The organism is Massilia sp. (genome assembly GCF_031995545.1).
Classification (GTDB): domain Bacteria; phylum Pseudomonadota; class Gammaproteobacteria; order Burkholderiales; family Burkholderiaceae_D; genus Telluria.
The window spans coordinates 57853-78398 of the sequence record NZ_DAMAGA010000002.1 but is presented as its reverse complement, the minus strand read 5'-3'; the positions used below and the strand labels follow the sequence as shown (position 1 = coordinate 78398).

Below are 20546 nucleotides of genomic sequence, written 5' to 3'. Positions count from 1 at the left end.
TCGCCGGCAGCCTGCGTCCGCCGGCGATGCCGCATCTCGCCGGTCAGCTGCCGGTCAGCGCGCGCCGTTGACCTGGGCGAACAGCTCGCGGTAGCCGGCCTGTCCCTGTTCCGCCGCGAAGCGCTGCCGGTGCACGCGCTGCACCAGTACCTCGACCGCCTCCGGCACGGTTTCCAGAATCCGCATCACCTCGTCGATGAAGTCGCCCAGCGGCATGGCGTGCGGATCGCTGGCCTGCTGCGCGCCCATCAGTTCGGTCTGCACATAAGGCGGGGCGATCTCGATCACCTCGACATTCGTATTCCTCAATTGATGCCGCAGCGATTCGCTGAACGAATGGATCGCGGCCTTGGTCGCGCTGTAGGTCGGCGTGATGGCCAGCGGCAGGAAGGCCAGGCCGGACGAGACGTTGATCACGGCCGACCGCGCCTGCTTGCGCAGCTGGGGCAGCAGGCCCGCGCTCAGGAGGATCGGCGCCAGCAGGTTGGTCGCGATGGTCGCCTGCGCCGTCGCCGTGTCCACGGTTCGCGCGGTCCAGTCTTCGGCGCGCATGATGCCGGCATTGTTGATGACCACGTTCAGGGCCGGATGCTCGCGCTCGATCCGGCGAACGAAGCGGTCGATGTCCTGCGCATCCGTGACGTCCAGCACGGCCGTCGCCATGCCGGGATGGGCTGCGGAGACTTCATCCAGCGCAGCCTGGCGCCGGCCGGCGATGATGACCCGGTTGCCGCGTGTGTGGAAGGCTTCGGCCAGCGCGCGGCCGATGCCGGAACCGCCGCCGGTGATGAGAATGGTGTTGTCAGTGGTTTTCATGGGGGCTTTCGTGGTTGTTTAACAGTGACCCGAGGCCTTGATCCGCGTCGGATTCGTGCTAGCCTAGCGCCAATACTCTCAATCAGGAAGTAGGCACTTTTTTGTGCTGTACAAACACATCGGTAAGGATTGGATCGACTATGGCAAAAGCGGAAAAACGGCGCGTGGTATTCGAGCCGCCACAACAGGATGGCATTGCGCGCGCGCCGGGTCCCGAGCTCGACGTGCTGGTGCTGGACGTGCTCGACCGCGTCGCCGACAAGTGGACGATGTGCGTGCTGGAAGTACTGCACCAGCATGGCGTGCAGCGCTTCACCCGCGTGGGCGAACTGGTCGGCTCGATCAGCCAGCGCATGCTGACCAAGACGCTGCGCCAGCTGGAAGCGGACGGCCTGGTGCTGCGCACCGTGCACGCGGAAGTGCCGCCGCGCGTGGAGTACCAGCTGACCGAGATGGGGACCAGCCTGTGCGCCGCGTTCTGCAGCCTGTGGCTGTGGGCCGAGCGCCATGAGCCGGAGTTGCGCGCGCGCCGTTCGCGGCGGGAAGACACGCTGTAGGACCGCGATCGCGGCATCGGTCACGCCATCGCAAACGTCTTATAATTGCCTGATGAGTAACGCCACCGCCACTGACAACCGGTCCATCTGGCTACTGATCCTGGCCGCCAGCGCGATCATGATGATCACGATGGGCGCGCGCCTGACTACCGGCCTGTTCCTGTCGCCGATCAATACCGCGACCGGCCTGGGCGTGGCCAGCATCAGCTTCGTGATGGCGGTGGCGCAATTGATGTGGGGCGCGGCGCAGCCGGTATTCGGCGCGGTGGCCGACAAATACGGGCCGGCCAGGGTGATCGCGCTGGGCGGTGTCATGCTGGCGGCGGGCACCGCCGCCACGCCGTTCGTCGATTCCCAGATTGGCCTGCTGCTGGCGATGGGCATCCTGTCGGCAGCGGGCGCCGGCGCCGGCAGTTTCTCGATCCTGATCGGCGCCACCGCGCAGCGCCTGCCGCCCGAACGGCGCGCTTTCGCGTCCGGCTTCATCAATGCCGGCGGCTCGTTCGGCCAGTTCGTGTTCGCGCCGCTGATGGGGGCGATCATCGCCGGCGTCGGCTGGATCTGGGCCATGCTGACCATGGCCGCGACCACCTTGCTCACCATTCCGCTGGCCTGGCCACTGCGTGGCAAGCGCGCGGTGCAGCCTGCGCCGGCGGCCATCGCGAGCGCGGCAGCTCCCGCACCTACCATCACCCTCGGCCAGCAACTGCGCCAGGCGCTGCGCGACCGCAGCTACATCTGCCTGCACCTGGGCTTCTTCACGTGCGGTTTCCATATCGCCTTCCTGGTCACCCACCTGCCGGGCGAAGTCGCGCTGTGCAGCCTGCCGGCCAGCGTCTCGGCCACCTCGCTGGCGCTGATCGGCCTGTTCAACATCGCGGGCAGCCTGAGCGCCGGTGCGCTGGCCTCGCGCTACCGCATGAAGTCGCTGCTGGTGTGGATCTACGCCAGCCGCGCCGTGATCATCGCCCTGTACCTGCTCGCGCCCAAGACCGCCTGGACCTTCTATCTCACCGCCGGTGCGCTCGGCTTCACCTGGCTGGCCACGGTGCCGCCGACCGCCGGCCTGGTCGGGAAACTGTTCGGCGTGCGCTACCTGGCCACGCTGTTCGGCCTGACGCTGCTGTCGCACCAGATCGGCGGCTTCTTCGGCGCCTGGCTGGGCGGGCTGGCGGTGGTGCATACCGGCGACTACAGCTGGATGTGGTACGCCGACATGGCGCTGGCCGTGGCCGCGGCCCTGGTCAACCTGCCGATCCGCGAGAAGCCGGTCGTGCGCGCGCCGGCCATGGCGCCGGCGGGCGGCTGAGATGGCGCGCGACACCTGGGCCTACCGCGATGTCGCGGTCGAATCCGTGATCGATCCGCGCAGCGGGCGCCTGCGCATGCGGCCGATGGGCGGCCAGGCGGTCAGTACCGGCATGCGCGTGCAATGCTCGCGCCGCCTGCTCGACCCCGCAGTCTATCCGCCCGGCACGCGCTTCCTGCTGTCGGCCAAGCTCACCGACCGCCTCGGCGGCGAGCCGTTCCTGTATGCCTGGCACGGCGATCCGGTCCGGGTGCTGAGCGCCGCCGCCGCCAAACGCTTCCTGCAAGCCTATCGCCGCCTGCGCCTGTAAGCGCATCAGTCTCCAAGCCAGCCGGCAGTGAAAGCAAAAACGCAAGCTTGCAAAAATGGTTATCATCGGCCATCAACGACCTCATACAAGGAACCATCATGACTACCAAACAGATCGCCGTCCTGGTCGGCAGCCTGCGCAAGGATTCGTTCACCCGCCGCGTCGCCAACAGCCTGATCGCCGTCGCGCCCGCGGGCATGCAGCTCGAGATCGTCGAGATCCGCGACCTGCCGCTGTATAACGAGGACGATGAGACCGATCCCCCGCCGGCATCCTTCACCGCCTTCCGCGACGCCATCCGCAAGGCCGACGGCATCCTGTTCTGCACGCCGGAATACAACCGCTCGGTGCCGGGCTGCCTGAAGAACGCGATCGACGTCGGTTCGCGCCCCTACGGCAAGGCGGTGTTCGCCGACAAGCCGGCCGCCATCGTCAGCGTCTCGCCGGGCGCGCTGGGCGGCTTCGGCGCCAACCACCACCTGCGCCAGATGCTGCCGTTCCTGAACATGCCGACCATGCCGGCGCCGGAAGCCTACATCGGCGGCGTCGCCTCCAAGTACGACGGCCACCAATTGACCGACGAATCGACGCGCGCCTTCTTCCAGAAGTTCATGGCCGCCTATGGCGCCTGGGTCGACCAGCATGCGGCGTAAGGCAGACTCCGTACTGCCTGCGCGCATGATGGCGGGGATGCCCGCGCAATGATTCGTTCCACCGATTCGAAGGTCGTGCCGACGTCGCCGCGCGACCTGCCGGCGTTGCTGGGCCGCCCGGCCGGCGGCTGGCGCGCGCGCATGTTCGACGTCATCTTCGGCACCGACACCCCGGCCGGACGCCGTTTCGACATCACCCTGGTGTGCCTGATCCTGCTCAGCATCCTGGTGGTGGTGCTCGACAGCGTGCCCGAGATCGGCGCCCGCTATGCGTCGGTGATGACGGCGCTGGAATGGACCTTCACGCTGCTGTTCACGGTCGAATACATCGCGCGCCTGGTGTGCATCCGGCGCCCGGCGCGCTATGCCACCAGCTTCTATGGCGTGATCGACCTGGTGTCGGTGCTGCCGACCTACCTGTCGCTGCTGCTGCCGGGCAGCCAGGTGTTCCTCGACGTGCGCATCCTGCGCCTGCTGCGCGTGTTCCGCATCTTCAAGCTCACGCTGTATATCGAGGAATACCACAAGCTGGGCCAGGCGCTGGTGGCGAGCCGGCGCAAGATCATGGTGTTCCTGTCGGTGGTGCTGATGCTGGTGCTGATCCTGGGCACGGTGATGTACGTGATCGAGGGTCCTGAGAACGGCTTCACCAGCATCCCGATGGCGATGTACTGGGCCACCGTGACCATCACCACCGTCGGCTACGGCGACATGACGCCGCACACGGCGCTGGGCAAGGGCATCGCCTCGTTCATGATGCTGCTCGGCTGGGGCATCCTGGCGGTGCCCACCGGCATCGTCACCGCCGAGATGACCTCGCAGAAGCTGTCGCGCCAGGCCCCGCGCGGCGAGCCGCGCCGCTGCACGGCCTGCGGCAGCGGCGGCCATGATCCGCGCGCCCACTTCTGCAAGGATTGCGGCACGGCGCTGGCGCCGGCCGACGCCGCGCAGGAGGGCTAGGCGACTACTTTCAAGGCGCGCCGATGGCCTGCTGGGCGAAGCGCGCCAGTGCCGATGCCGAGGTGAGGCGCGGCCTGGCCGCGCTGTCGCCGGCCGGCACCGGGATCGACGCGTCGCGCTCCAGCCAGTAGCTGAACTGGCCGAAGCTCGGCACCGCGTTCGGCTCCATCCCCTGGAAAAACTGCTCCAGCATCAGGCGATAGGCGGCGCGGCGCGAGAAGTCGTCGTGGCTGGCTGCGTAGCGCGCGGCGGCGACGCGGAAGATGGCGCGGATCCGTTCGTCGGCGTTCAGGCCCGTTGCCGCATCCTTGCGCGGACGGCCGCGCTTGATGCCGGCGGTGACCGCACGGGTGCGCCCCGGCGCGCCCGAGTTGCCGTAATCGGGCAGCAGTGCGTCCGGGGTCTGGCCGCGTTCCCAGTAGCGGCGCAGGTAGCGCAGGATGCTCGACTTCGAGATGCCGTGCGCCGTGGCGTAGTTCGCCAGCAGCATCGCGCGCCGGCGCGGATCGTACAGGGCGCGCCGGTCGGCGTGCAGGGTGCGCACCGCCGACCAGGCCTTGGCCTGCAGTGCCAGGTAGCCGGCCGGCATGCAGTCGGGCGGGGCCGGCGCCGCGCACGGGTCGACCAGCAGCCGGCGCAGGCGCCCGGACGCCACGTCGTCGCGCAGCGCGCGCAGCGGCACCGGGTAGGGTACCGCCGCGCGGCGGCGCAGTTCATAGGCATACGCCAGCGCCTGCTCGACGTCGATCCACAGGACGCGGATCGCGCGCTCGGGCGCACTAACATATTCGAGTACATCGTTTTGCACCAACATCGCCTTCTCCCGGACGGGTTCACGGTGCTTTCTACCATGCAAGGATCGCGCCAGCTCATGTTGCATACATGCGGATTCGTTTGTTCCAGATCAAAGGTCGAGCACGCTTGGGCCTTTAGCCTTCTAGGCTCGTGTCGCAGGCGGCTTCGGCCGCAGCGCAGAAGCCTGAAAAAACGCCCGCAGCTGGACAGAGATGCTCCGGGATCGCTCGTGCGCATGCACCGACCGGGTGCGCGCCACGAGCGCGGCGCCGCGCCGGGGGATGCCGTCGACACGCCCTCCAACCAAACCAGAGAGGTTTTGCATGTACCCATTCCCGCAATCCGTGACGCCGGCCGTGCGGTCCCACATGGACGCCCAGACCGCTTTCGTCAACGACATGTCGAAATCGCTGTTCCGCTCGTTCCAGCAGATGTGCGAACTGAACATCCAGCTGGCCCAGACCATGCTCGAGGAAACCACGCTCACCAGCCAGCAGGTGCTGAGCGCCGACCGCCAGTCCGAAGTGCTGAGCGCGGCATCGTCGCGCGCCCAGCCGGCCACCGAGAAGCTGCGTTCGTACCAGCAGCACATCGCGCGCCTGGCGTCCGACGCTCAGGTCGAGCTGGCCCGGGTGACCGAGCAGCATGTGCAGAACACCACCCGCACCGCCCGTGCGCTGGTGGACGAAGTGGCGCGCACTTCGGCCGAAGAAGCCGAGCGCGGCATCCGCAGCCAGCAGGAAGCGATGCGCAACATGACCGATCCGTTCGCACGTCAGGATGGTGCCAGCCATAGCCGCGCGGGCGACGGCTCCGCCCAGACCAGCCTGTCCGGCCAGCCGAACGGCTCGGGCCAGTCGTCGTCCCAGACTGCCGCCCAGCACGGCCAGTCCGGCCAGCAGGGCCGCCAGGCCGGGGCGTCGCATTAAGCCCGCCGCAGCTTTCCACTAGAGCGTGGACGCCGACCGGCCGCGTGTGCCAGCATGCGGCCGGTCGGTGCCATAGCGCAGACCGAACAGGGGCCTGACGAGGGCCACGCGGCGCACCGCTTCGTACAGGGCGAAGCTGCCGGCCGCCGTCAGCGCCATCAGCAGCGGCGCTTCCAGTCCCGGCGCCAGGCTCAGTGGCTGGAAGGAATGCGCCAGCACCACGATCAGGGTCTGGTGCGCAATGTAGACAGGGAACACGGCATCGGTCAGGTAGCGCCGCGCCGGGCCGTCGGTATTCAGATACCGCCGTGCGAAACCGCAGGCCGCCATGATCGCACCCCAGGCGCAGAAGCCGTAGACCAGACGGATCAGCGGCACCATCACTGCCATCTCTTCCGCGCTGTGCTTGTCGTGGTCGAGCGAAAACCACAGCACGATCCCCATCCACCCGGCCAGTGCCAGCGCCAGTGCGCTCCGGCGCCGCGCCTCCACGGCCTGCCACAGCGTGCCGGAGCGCGCCACCAGCGCACCGAGCAGGAACGTCGGCAGGTAGGTGGCATGGTTGTGCCAGTCGTCGAACAGGCCGTGGGTCGAGGGAAAGCGCTCGGCCAGCAGCTGGTGCATCAGGGCCAGGAACAGCGCCGGCAGCACGATCAGCCTCCAGCCGCTCAGCAGCCGCGCCGCGCCTTGCCCGATCCGCGCGATGCGCGCCGTGCCCAGCAGCGCCATGCCGAATCCCAGCACCAGCGTGTACACCCACAAGTAGGCCACGAACCACAGGTGGTTCCAGGTTGGCAGGCTCAGGCAGTCCTCGCGGCAGAAGCCGTCGTAGCCGCGCAGGTACAGTCGCATGAAGTCGCCGTAACTGCCGGCATAGCCGAGCTTTTCCACCACTTCCAGATAGGGTTGGGGCGGCACGATCACCAGCATGCCGAAGATCAGCGGCAGCAGCAGGCGCATGCTGCGGCGGCCCAGGAACGAGAGCGTGCTCATCTTCTCCAGCATGAAGCGCGAGGCGGCGCCGGCGACAAAGAACAGCAGCGTCAGCCGCCACGGCGCCGACAGCAGCATGAAAGGTTCCGGCCCCTTGCCGGCGTGCGGACTCTTCACGTGCCAGTCCCAGCTCACGTAATACATGCCGACGTGGTAGGCGATCAGGACGAAGAACGCGAGGATGCGGACCCAGTCGAGGAAGAACAGGCGGTCGGCCGGACCGGCCTGCGTGCGCGCTTGCATGGTGTGTGCTCCGAAATGATGATGCCTCCAAGCATCTATCGCCGCGGCTACTGGCGCCAGCGCGATGGGGCGAACCGGGTCTCAGCCGGGGCGAACCGGTTCGAGCGCCTGCAGCACGGCGCTGCGGTACTGGCGGCTGCACGGCACCCGCGCCCCGCCATGCAGCACCAGCTCGCTGTCTCCCTTGTCCAGCGGCTCGATGCGTACGATGGCAGCCACCCGCACCGCGGCGCGCCGGTGGCAGCGCACGAAGGCCTGGCCCAGTTGCTCGAGCAGCGCGCCCAGGGTCTGGCGCAGCAGCGGCGCGCCGGCCGCCGTGTGCAGGGCGACGTAGTTGTCTGCCGTCTCCAACCATTCGATGTCCGCCACCGCGACCACCCGGGTCGCGCCGCGTTCGCTCACCAGCAGCTGGCGCGGCGCCGCATCGAGCGGCAGGACGCGCCGCGCTTCGCTCAGGCGCACGCGCAGCCGCTCGAGCGCGCGCCGCAGCCGCGCCTGGTCGAACGGCTTGAGCAGGTAGTCGACCGCTTCGGCGTCGAAGGCGCGCAGCGCGTAGTCGTCGTGCGCCGTGACGAACACCACCAGCGGCGCCGGCGTCGAGGAGGCCGAGGGCAGGGCGGCCGCCAGTTCGATGCCGGACAGTTCCGGCATGTCGATGTCGAGCAACAGCGCGTCCGGCGCGGCCGTGCGCACGCAGGCCAGCGCCTGCAGCGCGTCGGCCGCTTCCTCGACCGCGTCGATGCCCGGCTCCAATGCCAGCATGCGCCGCAGCCGGTCGCGCGCGGGGCGCTCGTCGTCGACGATCAGGAGGCGCATGGCACCCGCAGCTCCGCACGCACGCCGGCGGGCGCCAGCGCGGCCAGGCTCAAGCCGGCATGCTCGCCGTGCAGCGCCGCCAGCCGGGTGCGCAGGTTGGCCAGGGCGATGCCGGCGCCGCGATTGTGCTCATGCTGCTGCTGCTCCAGTACGCCGGCATCGTCCTCCACCCGCAGCACCAGCGCGCCGTCGTCCAGCACGGCGCGGATGCGGATCGCCACCGGACCGCGGCGCCGCTCGACCGTGTGCTTGAACACGTTCTCCAGCAACGGCTGCAGACTGAGCGCCGGCAGCGCCACCGGCAACGCTTCCGGTGCGATCTCCCATTCCAGGCTGACGCGGCCGTCGAAGCGCTCCAGCATCACCGCCGCATACGCCTGCGCCAGGTGCAGCTCGTCGCCCAGGCACGCCTGCGGCCGCTCGCCCAGCGCCAGCGTGGCGCGCAGCACGTCGGCCAGCCGCACCAGGGTGGCGTCGGCGCGCGCCACGTCGCTGTGCATCAGCGACGAGATGGTGTTCAGCGCATTGAACAGGAAATGCGGCTGCATCTGGCTGGTCAGGCGCGCCAGCTGGGCTTCGCGCAGCAGGGCGTTGGCCTGTTCCGCGCGCAGCCGCGCGCCCAGCAGTTCGCGATACGACAGCAGCCCGAAGCCGATGGTGGTGAACAGGCCGGCGAACAGCGAGATCTTCAGCGCCTCATACACGAACACCTCGGACCACGGCTCGTGGCGATAGGTGGCACCAAGCAGCGCATAGACCGCATGGCGGATCGCGAACACCGCCGGCATGAAGCCGAACCAGTACAGCGGCAGCCAGCGCGCCTGCAGCGCAAACCAGCGCAGCGGCTGGCTTACCAGCGCGTCGTGGCGGCGCGTGAAATGGCGCTGGATCAGGAACAGGACGGTGGCGACGCAGGCCGACGAGGTTTCCCACAGCACCGGCTGCCAGGTGGCGGTGCCGCCGTCGCGCCGGTAATCCTCCACCGCGACCAACACCATCAAGGTCCAGAACAGGATCCAGGCCAGGCTGGCGGCGATCTTGCTGGGACGCGGGAACATGGCATGGCTTCACGTTGATAACGGGAAACAGATAGTCGCGCATCGGCATTGACTTGTCAAAGTGCAACTGCCGGCGCGGCGTGGCTGCCTGTTTGACGTCCCGAAGCCACGCGGGGTTCAAGATTGCCTATCGTCAATCTTGGTTCGTGCGACAATGGGGCGATGAACGATCTCGGCCAAGACTCACCCGTTTCCGCTACCGGCGGCATGCGTGCGCTGCTGCGCACCCACCCATGGGAGCGCAGCGCGCTCGGCCATCCGGACAGCTGGCCGCGCGAACTGCACGCCGCGGTCGACATCATGCTGGTGGCGCGCAACCCGGCGCTGGTGGGATGGGGCGACGGGGCCGTGATTCTGTACAACGACGCCTATGCCGCCCTGCTCGGCGCGCGCCATCCGGCCGCCCTCGGCCAGCCGTTCGGCGCGGTCTGGCCCGAGCTGTGGTCCACCATCGGTCCGCGCGTAGCCGGCGCGCTGGCCGGCACGCCGCAGCACGTGGACGACGCGCCGGCCCTGATCCCGACCGGCGATGGCATGCGCCAGCACTGGTTCAGCGTGTCGTATGCGCCGCTGCGGCTGGCCGACGGCACGGTCGCCGGCTTTTTCCACAACGGTTTCGACACCACCGAACGCGTCAACGACACCCGCTGGCGCCGCTTCCAGCTGGCGCTGGGCGAGCGCCTGCGCAGCGTCGCCTCGTCGCACCAGATCATCGATGCGGCCAGCGCCATGATCGGCGCCGAACTCGATGCAGAGCGCGTGATCTACGCCGAACACGGCGAGACCGACGACGACGGCTTAGTGGTGCGCGCCGAATGGGTGCGCACGGGCCAGGCGCGCGCCGCCGGCACCGCGGTGCGGCTGGATGACCTGGGCGCCGCAGCGGCCGCCGCATTGCGCGCCGGCGCGCCGGTCGCGGTAGGCGACGCCGCCGCCGGCGCGGACGGCGTCGGCGCCTTCCCGGCGCTGCCGCTGCTCAAGGCCGGCAGCCTGGCCACGGTGGTGATCGTGCAGGCGGCCCAGCCGCGCCACTGGCAGGACATCGACCTGCGCCTGCTGCAGGACGTGGCCGAACGCACCTGGACCGCGCTCGACGCGCTGCGCGCGCATCAGGCGCTGCGCGACAGCGAGGCGCGGCTGTCGGCGGTGTTCGACAGCCTGCCGGTCGGCGTCGGCGTCGCCGATCCCAGCGGCAAGCTGGTGCTGTCGAACCTGGAGATGCGGCGCTACCTGCCGACCGGGATCATGCCGTCGCGCGACGACAGCCGCTTCGCGCGCTGGACCTCGTACCACCCGGACGGCAGCCAGGTAGCGCGTCACGACTATCCCGGCGCGCGCGCCCTGCGCGGCGAGCGCGTGGTGCCCGGCATCGAGGCGCTGTACCGCGGCGACGACGGGCGCGAGACCTGGACCCACATCGGCGCGGTGCCGATCCGCGACGCCGACGGCCGCATCACCGGCCAGGTGTCGGTGGTGACCGACATCGACCGCGTCAAGCGCGCCGAGGCGCAACAGCGCCTGTCCGAGGAAAAATACCGCAAGCTGTTCGAGCGCATGGACGCCGGTTTCTGCATCGTCGAGATCCTGTTCGACGCCGATGGCCAACCGAACGATTTCCGCTACCTCGAACTCAATCCGATGTTCGAAAGCCAGTCCGGCCTGGTCGACGCGCGCGGACGCACCGCGCTCGAGATGGTGCCCGGGCTGGAGCGCTCGTGGATCGAGCGCATCGGCGCGGTGGCCGTCAGCGGCGTGTCGGACCAGTTCGAAGCCTATTCCGCCGTGCTGGGCCGCTGGTACGAGACCAATGCCTCGCCGCTGGGCGAGCCGGGCGCACACCTGGTGGCGCTGATCTTCCGCGACACCACCGAGCGCAAGCAGAACGAAGAGAACTTGCGCCGCCTGGCGCTGGAAGACGCCGAGGCGAGCCGCCGCAAGAGCGAGTTCCTGGCAGTGCTGGCGCACGAGCTGCGCAACCCGATGGCGCCGATCCGCACCGGCCTCGAGATCATGCGCCTGCGCGCCGACAGCCCCGAGACCATCGAGCGGGTGCGCGAGATGCTGGAACGCCAGACGCGCCAGATGACGCACCTGATCGACGACCTGCTCGACGTCGCGCGCGTCACCAGCGGCAAGATCGAGATCCGCAAGCAGCTGGTCGACCTGAACCGGGTGGTGGCCAGCGCGGTCGAGACCAGCACGCCAGTGATCCAGGGTGCGCGCCACACGCTCGACCTGCAGATGTGGGACGAAGCGCTGCTGCTCGACATCGACCCCACCCGCATCGCCCAGGTGATCAACAACCTCCTGACCAACGCCGCCAAGTACACGCCGGCCGGCGGGCGCATCGCGCTCACGGTGCGCAAGGAAGGGCGCGAAGCCGTGATCGCGGTGAGCGACAGCGGGGTCGGCATCCCGCTGGAACACCAGCAGTCGATCTTCGAGATGTTCAACCAGGTCGGCCGCAACATGGGCCTGGCCCAGGGCGGTCTCGGCATCGGCCTGTCGCTGGTGCGCCAGCTGGTACTGCTGCATGGCGGGCGCGTGAGCGCGTCCAGCCCCGGCGTCGGCCAGGGCAGCACCTTCACCTTGCGCCTGCCGCTGGGCGTACAGCAGGAAGCCGGCGCCGGCGACCCGGCGCTGCCCGAACGGCGCACCACGCAGCGCCGCACCTTCCGCATCCTGGTGGTGGACGACAACACCGACGCCGCCGAAAGCCTGTCGCTGCTGTTACAGCTGAATGCGCACGAGATACGCACCGCCACCAACGGCCGCGACGCCCTGTTGATCGCGCAGGAGTTCAGGCCGGACATCGGCTTCCTCGACATCGGCATGCCGGGCATGACCGGCTTCGAGCTGGCCGAGCGCCTGCGCGCGATGCCCGAACTGGCCGGCATGACGCTGGTGGCGGTCACCGGCTGGGGTTCGGACGAAGACCTGGCCCGTTCGCGCCAGGCCGGGATCGACCACCACTTCACCAAGCCGATCGCGGCCGACACGGTCAGCAGGCTGCTGAGCCAGATCGAGTAGAGGACGAGCAGGGCGCGCTAACGAACGGCGCCCGCTGCCCGATCTGTTAGCATGCGGCCGATGAAGAACATACTGGTGGTCGATGACCTGGGCATCGACCTGATGCTGACCCGGCTGGCGCTGGAAGAGTGCTGCGGTCGCGGCCGGGTCGGCATCACCACGGCCGCCGACGGCGAAGAGGCCTACCGGATGGTCGGCGCCGGCAGCTTCGACCTGCTCCTGCTCGACATCAAGATGCCGCGCGTGGACGGCTTCGAATTCCTGACGCGCCTGCGCGCCGAGGCCGCGCCGCAGGCGCCGGTGATCATCCTGTCCGGTTCTGGCCTGGCATCCGACCGCGCCCGCGCCGATGCACTCGGGGCGCTCGACTATATCCAGAAAGCGGTCGACTACGCCGGCTTCAAACGCGAACTGAAGGCGACGCTGGGGCGGCACGGCTTCATCTGACGTAGTCGAGGCGGGGAAAGCAACGCCGCACTCGCCAGCCGCCGCGCGGCTCGGTACACTCGCTGCATGTTCGATCACTCAACCTTGCTGCAAGGCTGGCGCTCGCTGTGGGAATTCCGTCCCAACCCTGGCGCGCCCCTGGCCGCGCGCCTGCTGGCCGCCACCTTGCTGGCGGTGGCGCTGGCGCTCGGCCTGATGTCGCTGGTGGCCGTGTTCGGCCGCGTCAACGTGCCTGGCTGGTGGTGGATCTCGCTGCTGCCGAATATCGGCATCTGCCTGTGCATCGTGCATACGCTGTTCGCCGTGCTGCGGGTCGCCGGGCAGCGGCTGCCGCCGTCGCTGGTCGGGCGCATGGCCGACGTGCGCGACCTGCGCGCCGGGATGCTCCTGAGCGCGCTGGCGCTGGGCGCCATCATCCTGGGCATGACGATCGGCTTCACGATCGTGCCGATCCTGCTCGACTTCGACCTGTGGGGCATGTTCCATTCGATGCCGGCGGCGCTGACCAAGTTCGCCGTGTTCCTGCTGTTCGTGATGGGCGCCAACTGGGCCTGGTGGCGCGCGCGCCTGCGCCGCCAGCAGCTCGAACGCGACGCCCTCGATGCGCGCCTGCGCCTGCTGCAGGGCCAGATCGAGCCGCACCTGCTGTTCAACACCCTGGCCAACGTCCAGAGCCTGATGGATTACGATCCGCCGCGCGCCAAACGCATGCTCGAGACCTTCTCGACCTATTTGCGTTCCGGCCTGTCGCAGATGCGGCGCAGCGACAGCACCCTCGGGACCGAGCTGGAAATGGCGCATACCTACCTGACCCTGATGCAGATCCGGATGGAAGAACGGCTGCGCTTTCGCATCGATGCCAGTGACGAGGCACGCGCGGCCCTGGTGCCGACGCTGATGCTGCAACCCCTGGTTGAGAACGCGATCCATCATGGACTGGAGCCGCAGCTGGACGGCGGCAGCGTGACCGTGCGCGCCACGGTGCACGGAGACCGCCTCGAAGTGAGCGTGACCGACGACGGCGCCGGCCTGGAGGCGCCGGGACGCCGCCTGCGTCCGGGCGCGGGCATGGCGCTGGCCAACCTGCGTGCGCGGCTGCAGACCCAGTTCGGCGAAGCGGCCAGCCTGACCCTGCGTGCCGGCGATGGCGGGTGCGGCGCCGCGGCCGTGCTGGCGCTGCCTTACCGGCGTGCCGAAGACATCTCGCTGCCAACTCAGGTGAAGGCGGCATGACGCGCGCCCTGATCGCGGACGACGAGCCGCACCTCGCGCAGTACCTGCGCGACCAGCTGCTGGCCTTGTGGCCCGAACTCGAGATCGTCCATGTCGCGCGCAACGGCGTCGAGGCGGCCGAGCGTATCGCGGCGTTGGAACCTGACTTGGCCTTTCTCGACATCCAGATGCCGGGCCTGACCGGGCTGGAAGTGGCGCAGGGGATCGAGGGCGCCACCCGCGTGGTGTTCGTCACCGCCTTCGACGAATTCGCGCTGCAGGCGTTTGAGCACGCGGCGCTCGACTACGTGCTCAAACCGGTGAGCGGCGAGCGCCTGGCGCGCACCGTGGCGCGGCTGCGGGCGCCGCAGCAGGCGCCGCAGCAGGCGCCGGCGGGGCCCGACGCGGCGCTGGCCCAGGTCCTGAATCGGCTGATGGCGGCGCCGCCACAGCCGCGCCTGCGCTACATCCTGGCCGGGCAGGGCGAGCGCACGCGCCACCTCGACGTGTCCGACGTGCGCTTTTTCCAGGCCGACGACAAGTACACCGTGGTCGCCAGCGTGCATGGCGAATACCTGATCCGCACCACCATTACCGACCTCGCCGCCCAGCTCGACCCGCAGCAGTTCCGGCAGGTGCACCGCTCGACGGTCGTCAACCTGGCCTGGCTCGACGGCACCCGGCGCGACGACGCCAGCCGCCTGTTCCTGCGCCTGCGCGGCCACGATAGCGAGCTGCCGGTCAGCCGCGCCTTCGTTCACCTGTTCAAGGCGATGTAGCCAGACTGCTCGCTTGCCATCCGTCGGCTGTGCCGTCGATTCGTCGCAGCGCGGATGCGCCGGCCAACTCCGGCTGCGATGCTGGCGTTTTCTTCCAGGGAGACGCCCATGTCCAGATTCGCAATGCCCTTGTCCGCCATCGTGCTGTCCTGCCTTGTCGTCGGTCCTGCGCCGGCCGCCGGCCCCGCGCCGGTGCTCGACACCATCGGTGGACGCCAAGTGGAGTCGCTGACGATCCGCCATCCGGCATCGAAAGAAGTGATCGTGTTCGAGGGCGGCTCGCGCAACACCATCGAGCGCTGGGGCGCGGTGCCGCAGCAGCTGGCGCATGACGCCACCGTGTTCGCCTACAACCGTCCCGGCTACGGCAACAGCGAAGAGGCCGGCACGCCGCGCGACGGCCGCACCATCGTCGAGGAACTGCGCGCCGTGCTACGGCATAAGGGACTCAGGCCGCCCTACGTGCTGGTCGGGCATTCGCTGGGCGGACTGTACATGCAGCTGTTCGCGCGCGCCTATCCGGACGAAGTCAAGGGCGTGGTGCTGATCGACGCGCTGTACCCGCGCATGGTCAAGCGCACCGAAGACTTCCCGTTCCTGAGCCGCCTGGCCGGCCGGATCGCTTTCTCACGCACCGTCTGGCGCGAGATCGAGCACATCGACGAGACCGGCGAGATGGTGCTGGCGCTGGGCGGCATCGACGACAAGCCGATTGTCCGCCTGGTCAACCAGCCGACCTCGTCGACCGCGATCGCAGTCGATTTCGGCGCCTTCCGGATGGACGAGGACACGCGGCGCCAGGTGCGCGCGCTGTACCCGAAGGCGAAGACGATCGTCGCCGATTCGAGCCACCAGATGGCCTTGACCTCGCCCGAGGTCGTGACCGCGGCGGTGCGCGAAGTGATGGCGGCGCCGGGCAGCCATGCGGTCGTCGCGCGCGCGACGCGCTAACGAGGGCGGATGGCCAGCTCGTCCCAGCCGGATTGCGGATCGGGTTCGCGGCTGAAGCGCGCATCGGGCAGCACTGCGACCAGTATCTCGGCGGTGGTGCGCACGATGCAGCCCGGCGCCACGTGGCCGCCAATGACGCGCCCCTGCGCGTCAGCCACGCTGATGTGCAGGTGGGCGCCGTCGGGCGACAGCGAGCCGGCCAGAGTAAGAATCTCCAGGTCGCCGCGCAATTCGGTGGGCTCGCTCACGCCGGCGAAGCGGATGCAGGCCACGCTCAGGCTGCCGATGCCTTGCAGGACGAAGGCGGCATCCAGACCGTGTTCGGCCGCCAGCGCGTCGAGCGCCTGGCGCAGGTCTTGTCGTGGACGCAGGCGGATGGGCAGTGTGCGCATGAACCAGGGAGCGTAACCGGGAATGGCTCGGTTCGTATCAGAATGCCGGTTGTGGCCCACGTTCGCGGCTGCCTTGCAGACGAACTGGCGGCCAGTTACGAATTCATGTGTTTTCGGCGCTTTCCGTCAACCGAGTTCGGCCTCTCGCGGTTTCGGTCCCGGAACCCGTGTTCGCGGTTTCCAAACGGACGGTGTAATGTCCACCATCTTCTTTCTTGAGCAGCAAACCGGTATAGCTTCTCAGCATGTCGAGTAACCCGGCGTAACCATGCGTTGCCGGAGTAAAGCCAGGATCGGTTCGTTTCAAATAAAGCCCGAGACTTCCGAGCGCTACTTTACCTTCGGGCGCGGCATTTGTCAGGAGTGAAATTGCTTCAGAAATAAAATCTGGTGGTGGCTGACGCAGGGTAGGGGACTCTTTACGAGGGCCTTGTTTCGGGGTGGGAGATGGTGCTTGCCGGTTCGGCTCACGTCCGGTCAGGCGATCAGCTTCTGGCGCCCATTCGAAAAAGTGATCGCTTGCATTGCGAAGAGCAGCCGGGCTCTTTGTTTCACCGACTACACACACTACCGCACCGCGCTCACGTAGTTTTCGGCACAGGTAGGCGAAGTCGGAATCACTGGTGACGAGGCAGAACGTATCGGCGCGTTGGTCAAACATCGCTTCCAGTGCGTCAAGAGCCAGCGCGATATCGGCAGTATTCTTTCCGGCCGCGTATTGATATTGCAAATGCGGGGTGAAAGCCTGCCGTACTAACGTGTCCTGCCAGCGGTTACCCAATGTACTATGGTTTCCATACCCGCGCCGTATAACCACGCGACCGAACTGCGCTACCATGCGCAACGCATAGTCCAGAATCGCAGGCGTCGTATTTTCGCAGTCGACCAGGACAGCAACACGACTTTCTGAAGGCAATGAGGTCCCCATGTTTACCTTGGCGCAAGAATGGATGTATTTACCAAATTACAGGTGAATACTCGACTTGGCAACCAGCAGTTGAGTTCGTCGCTCGGTAATGAAGTCAACATTGATCGTGCCTACTGTCCGCCACGCTCGGCATCGATCTCCTTCTTCATCGCCCCGACCTGGTTGATGTACTCCGCCACCGGCGCATCCGGGCTGGCGCGTAGTTCAGGCGGCAGCAGCACCGGCATGTACAGTTCGTCCGCCATCTGGCCGTGCTCCTGCTGGTTCCCGGCCAGTACCAGGATCGACGCGATCACGGCCAGCACCGCGCACACGACGCGCAGGCGCCGGCGCAGCTGCGGGGTGACGGTGGCCAGGTGGAAGTAGATCATGCCGGCCACCGTCACCACCGCCGCGTGCGAGGCGTAGCCGGTCACCCATTCGAGCGACCAGGCGTAGGCGAGGACGCTGGCCAGCAGGCGCACGCACAGCAGCGCGCTCAGGCCGCAGCCGAAGATGAAGTAATGGCGCCCGAGGCGCGCGCGGCGGCCGAACAGGCGGTTGCTGAAGGCCCACAGGCCGCTCCACACCAGCCCGACGCCGATGGCAGCGGCCGGCCACTGCACGTAGCGCTGCAGCTCGATGTTGTTGCGGTCCGTGAGCCAGGCCGCCAGCAGCGCGCACAGGGCGGTGAGCAGGATCCCGGCCAGGCCCGGCACCATGCCTTCCCAGCCGTGCATGGTGCGGTCGCGCAGTTCGGGCGGCACCGGGTGCGAGGCGGGGCGGATGCGCAGCGTGGTATGGCCCATGCGCACCACGGTGTCGCCGCCCATCGCCAGTTCCTTGATGCGGCGCTTGTCGTGCACGATGCCGTTGCGCGTGCCCAGGTCGCGCAGCAGCAGCTTGCCGTCCGGGCCGGCGTCGACCAGCGCGTGGTGCGGGGCGGCGTAGTCGTCGTCGACGATGAAGTCGTTGTCGTAGGCGCGGCCCATGCGGATCGGCAGCGTGTGCACGCGCTGACGGTGCAGCACTTCGCCGTTGCGCGCCAGCGTTTCGATGGTCCACGGACCGCCGGTGGACAGGCTCGATGGCATGCCGGCCGGCGTCGCGGCCGGTGCGCTGATCTGGCCGCTCATTGGTCCGCTGAGCTGTTCGTTCATGCCCGTTACCTGCGCCCGCTGCGCCCGAACGCGCCGAGGAAGGCGCGCGTGACGCGCATCCCGTTTTCGTAGGAGACGCCGGACACGTCGAGCCGGCTTTGCAGGCTGGCCTGCGCGGCGTCGGTGCTGGCCGTGAGCAGCGTGAAGTTGTACAGTCCCTCGAAGTTGCGGTAGGCGCGCACGCAGGTCACGGCGCGCAGCGGCAGGGTGCGGGTGTGCACGAAGCGCTCCGTGCAGAACGGCTTGGTCAGGCGCGGGTCGCCGGTGCTGCCCAGGTTTTCGGCCTTGAACAGGTCGCTGGCCAGGGCCGCGAAGCGCAGCGGCTCCATGCTGCCGGAGCGGATGTACTGGTGGGTCATGGCCACGTTGCCGGTCTGCTGCGAGTCGGACACGAACACCGCCGACTGCATCACGCAGCTCATGGCGTCGGTGGCGAAGGCGGCGCCGCGCCGCACGCTCGAACGCCCCCAGCAGCGTACCTGGCCCGACTCGCGCACCGGCACCAGGTAGGGCCCCATACCCTTGAGCGTCAGCGGTTCTTCCAGCAGCTTGTCGACCATGCCGCCCTGATGCGCCAGCAGCTGCTTGCCGATCAGCGGATTGAAGTCGTCGGGCGGCGCCGGCTGCGCGGCGACCTTGCGCAGCAAGTCCTGGGCATACGCCACCGGCACCAGGAAGCTGACCGATTCGCCGTCGCGCCGGCGCGCCACGTTGATGCCGGCCACGGTGCCGCTGGCGGTCACGCTGGGGCCGCCGGACATGCCGGAGTTGATCGGCCCGCCGAAGATGAGGCGGTCGTAGAAGCTGCGCGTGAGCACGCCGTTATAGGGCCCCTCCGAGATGGCGAAGCCGAGGTCGAGCGGGTTGCCCAGCGAGTACAGCGGCTGGCCCTGGCGCAGCTTGACCGGCTGCTCGGGCACCTTGAAGAAGCCGCTGCCGTTGCGGTTGACGCGCACCACCGCCAGGTCGTGCAGCACGTCGACCGCCATCAGTTCGACCGGGCCGGTGTTGCCGTCGGTATCGATGTACTCGGCCGTGTAGATGCCCGGGTCGAGCGCCATCTGCGACACCACGTGGTAGTTGGTCAGGGCCAGGTTGCTGGTGCCGACCAGGAAGCCCGAGCCGACGGTGGACTGGGTGCGGCCGTTCTTGAGCAGCATGCGGATCTGCAGCAGGTCGCCGCGCGCCGATTCGTACACGTCCTGGGCGGCGGACGAGGGCTGCGGCAGCGCGTCCTGGGTTTCGACTTCGCCGGGGATCGGCGAGTTGGGCGTGGCGGCAGGCGGGGTGTCGGCCGGCATCTGCGGCGGCGGTGAAACGGCGGGGCGCGCGGCGTTGGCCGCATTCGCATTGGCAGCGCCGGCGGCCGTGCGCGCGGCCGCGGCCGGTGCGTTCGCCTGGGGGGAGGCGGCAGCGGCAAAGCAGGACAGCAACAGTGCGATGACGGCCCGTTTCATGCAATCTTCATAGGAGAATTGAAGATGCTATCTTGCCACCGGTTTAATGGGCGGTGCGCGCGTTAGCGCCGCACGCCGCGGCCTGCTTTCAGCCGGACTGCGTCAGTCCTGCTTGACGACAGCCTTCTCGTCCTGCTCCAGGGTCGGCACCGGCGCCATCATGTGGCCCAGCTTGGCCTGCTTGGTATTGAGGTACTTGTCGTTGTAAGCGTTGCGGTTGACCAGCAGCGGCACGCGCTCGCTGACGACGATGCCGAGGCGGGTCAGGGCGTCGATCTTGCGCGGATTGTTGGTCATCAGGCGCACCGACTGGATGCCGAACTGTTCCAGCATCGGACGGCACAGCTCATAGTTGCGGGCGTCGGCATGGAAGCCAAGCTGCAGGTTGGCTTCGACCGTGTCGGCGCCGGCTTCCTGCAGGCGGTAGGCGCGGATCTTGTTGAGCAGGCCGATGCCGCGTCCTTCCTGGCGCAGGTACAGCAGGATGCCGCGGCCTTCCTCGGCGATGCGCTGCAGCGCGCCTTCGAGCTGGGCGCCGCAGTCGCAGCGCTGCGAGAACATGACGTCGCCGGTCAGGCATTCGGAGTGGATGCGCGCCAGCACCGGCTGGCCGTCCGACAGGTCGCCCAGGGCCATCGCCAGGTGCTCCTTGCCGGTGGCCGGCTCGACCCAGGCGTGCAGGGTGAACTGGGCCCAGGGCGTGGGCAGCGCGCACGAGGTGGCGTACTCCAGGATGGCGGTGTTGGCGGGGACGGTGGCGGTGGCTTGCATG

Annotated in this window: 21 protein-coding genes; 11 read left to right on the top strand and 10 right to left on the bottom strand. The window is 68.4% G+C overall.

Annotated elements, in window-relative coordinates:
* Window positions 1-54 precede the first annotated feature (54 nt).
* Window positions 55-816, bottom strand: a complete 762-nt coding sequence (locus RTQ83_RS02195; protein WP_312510961.1) for an SDR family oxidoreductase — start codon at window positions 814-816, stop codon at window positions 55-57.
* Window positions 817-956: 140 nt separating this feature from the next.
* Here RTQ83_RS02195 and RTQ83_RS02190 point away from each other — a divergent pair, with 140 nt between their 5' ends.
* From RTQ83_RS02190 to RTQ83_RS02170, 5 genes are all read left to right on the top strand, one after another.
* Window positions 957-1373: a helix-turn-helix domain-containing protein gene (locus RTQ83_RS02190; RefSeq protein WP_312510959.1), complete on the top strand. Its 417-nt coding sequence runs from the start codon at window positions 957-959 to the stop codon at window positions 1371-1373.
* Between the two features lie 52 nt (window positions 1374-1425).
* Window positions 1426-2682, top strand: a complete 1257-nt coding sequence (locus RTQ83_RS02185) for an MFS transporter (protein ID WP_312510957.1) — start codon at window positions 1426-1428, stop codon at window positions 2680-2682.
* A 1-nt stretch (window position 2683) separates the two neighbouring features.
* Complete coding sequence (locus RTQ83_RS02180; RefSeq protein ID WP_312510956.1) at window positions 2684-2992, top strand: hypothetical protein; 309 nt, start codon at window positions 2684-2686, stop codon at window positions 2990-2992.
* A gap of 98 nt (window positions 2993-3090) precedes the next feature.
* Window positions 3091-3645: an NAD(P)H-dependent oxidoreductase gene (locus RTQ83_RS02175; protein WP_312510955.1), complete on the top strand. Its 555-nt coding sequence runs from the start codon at window positions 3091-3093 to the stop codon at window positions 3643-3645.
* Window positions 3646-3693: 48 nt separating this feature from the next.
* Window positions 3694-4605, top strand: coding sequence for an ion transporter (locus tag RTQ83_RS02170; RefSeq protein ID WP_312510954.1), 912 nt, complete (start codon window positions 3694-3696; stop codon window positions 4603-4605).
* Between the two features lie 10 nt (window positions 4606-4615).
* Here RTQ83_RS02170 and RTQ83_RS02165 read toward each other — a convergent pair whose 3' ends face one another.
* Complete coding sequence (locus RTQ83_RS02165) at window positions 4616-5419, bottom strand: hypothetical protein (RefSeq protein WP_312510953.1); 804 nt, start codon at window positions 5417-5419, stop codon at window positions 4616-4618.
* A 349-nt stretch (window positions 5420-5768) separates the two neighbouring features.
* Between RTQ83_RS02165 and RTQ83_RS02160 the strand changes: the two genes are divergently transcribed.
* The gene (locus tag RTQ83_RS02160) at window positions 5769-6329 is read left to right on the top strand and encodes a phasin family protein (RefSeq protein WP_312510952.1); all 561 of its coding nucleotides are present in this window, start codon (window positions 5769-5771) and stop codon (window positions 6327-6329) included.
* A gap of 18 nt (window positions 6330-6347) precedes the next feature.
* On the opposite strand, the gene RTQ83_RS02155 is transcribed toward RTQ83_RS02160, so the two are convergent.
* The 3 genes from RTQ83_RS02155 to RTQ83_RS02145 all read right to left on the bottom strand — a co-directional run bounded on the left by RTQ83_RS02155 (window position 6348) and on the right by RTQ83_RS02145 (window position 9439).
* A complete protein-coding gene (locus tag RTQ83_RS02155; RefSeq protein ID WP_312510951.1) occupies window positions 6348-7565 on the bottom strand; it encodes an acyltransferase family protein in 1218 nt (405 codons plus the stop codon).
* Window positions 7566-7646: 81 nt separating this feature from the next.
* Window positions 7647-8381 (bottom strand): LytTR family DNA-binding domain-containing protein, encoded by a 735-nt coding sequence (locus RTQ83_RS02150; protein WP_312510950.1) that lies wholly within the window; start codon window positions 8379-8381, stop codon window positions 7647-7649.
* Window positions 8369-9439: a histidine kinase gene (locus RTQ83_RS02145; protein WP_312510949.1), complete on the bottom strand. Its 1071-nt coding sequence runs from the start codon at window positions 9437-9439 to the stop codon at window positions 8369-8371. Before RTQ83_RS02145 ends, RTQ83_RS02150 begins: the two co-directional genes overlap by 13 nt.
* A gap of 162 nt (window positions 9440-9601) precedes the next feature.
* On the opposite strand from RTQ83_RS02145, the gene RTQ83_RS02140 reads away from it, so the two are divergent.
* The 5 genes from RTQ83_RS02140 to RTQ83_RS02120 all read left to right on the top strand — a co-directional run bounded on the left by RTQ83_RS02140 (window position 9602) and on the right by RTQ83_RS02120 (window position 15858).
* On the top strand, window positions 9602-12469 hold the full coding sequence (locus tag RTQ83_RS02140) for an ATP-binding protein (RefSeq protein ID WP_312510948.1): 2868 nt from the start codon (window positions 9602-9604) through the stop codon (window positions 12467-12469).
* 60 nt (window positions 12470-12529) lie between these two features.
* Window positions 12530-12916, top strand: coding sequence for a response regulator (locus tag RTQ83_RS02135; RefSeq protein WP_312510947.1), 387 nt, complete (start codon window positions 12530-12532; stop codon window positions 12914-12916).
* Window positions 12917-12982: 66 nt separating this feature from the next.
* Window positions 12983-14149, top strand: a complete 1167-nt coding sequence (locus RTQ83_RS02130) for a histidine kinase (RefSeq protein ID WP_312510946.1) — start codon at window positions 12983-12985, stop codon at window positions 14147-14149.
* On the top strand, window positions 14146-14907 hold the full coding sequence (locus RTQ83_RS02125; RefSeq protein ID WP_312510945.1) for a LytTR family DNA-binding domain-containing protein: 762 nt from the start codon (window positions 14146-14148) through the stop codon (window positions 14905-14907). The genes RTQ83_RS02130 and RTQ83_RS02125 overlap by 4 nt, the downstream gene beginning before the upstream one ends.
* Before the next feature lie 108 nt (window positions 14908-15015).
* Window positions 15016-15858: an alpha/beta hydrolase gene (locus RTQ83_RS02120; RefSeq protein ID WP_312510943.1), complete on the top strand. Its 843-nt coding sequence runs from the start codon at window positions 15016-15018 to the stop codon at window positions 15856-15858.
* Here RTQ83_RS02120 and RTQ83_RS02115 read toward each other — a convergent pair.
* The 5 genes from RTQ83_RS02115 to ribA form a co-directional block, all read right to left on the bottom strand.
* Window positions 15855-16250 (bottom strand): DNA-binding protein, encoded by a 396-nt coding sequence (locus RTQ83_RS02115; protein WP_312510941.1) that lies wholly within the window; start codon window positions 16248-16250, stop codon window positions 15855-15857. The two genes, RTQ83_RS02120 and RTQ83_RS02115, sit on opposite strands and share 4 nt — an antisense overlap.
* Before the next feature lie 103 nt (window positions 16251-16353).
* Window positions 16354-17178, bottom strand: a complete 825-nt coding sequence (locus RTQ83_RS02110) for an NYN domain-containing protein (protein ID WP_312510939.1) — start codon at window positions 17176-17178, stop codon at window positions 16354-16356.
* 110 nt (window positions 17179-17288) lie between these two features.
* A complete protein-coding gene (locus RTQ83_RS02105; RefSeq protein ID WP_312510937.1) occupies window positions 17289-18317 on the bottom strand; it encodes an FHA domain-containing protein in 1029 nt (342 codons plus the stop codon).
* 5 nt (window positions 18318-18322) lie between these two features.
* The gene (locus tag RTQ83_RS02100) at window positions 18323-19774 is read right to left on the bottom strand and encodes a serine protease (RefSeq protein WP_312510935.1); all 1452 of its coding nucleotides are present in this window, start codon (window positions 19772-19774) and stop codon (window positions 18323-18325) included.
* Window positions 19775-19876: 102 nt separating this feature from the next.
* The gene (ribA, locus tag RTQ83_RS02095) at window positions 19877-20545 is read right to left on the bottom strand and encodes a GTP cyclohydrolase II (protein WP_312510933.1); all 669 of its coding nucleotides are present in this window, start codon (window positions 20543-20545) and stop codon (window positions 19877-19879) included.
* Between the last annotated feature and the right edge of the window lies 1 nt (window position 20546).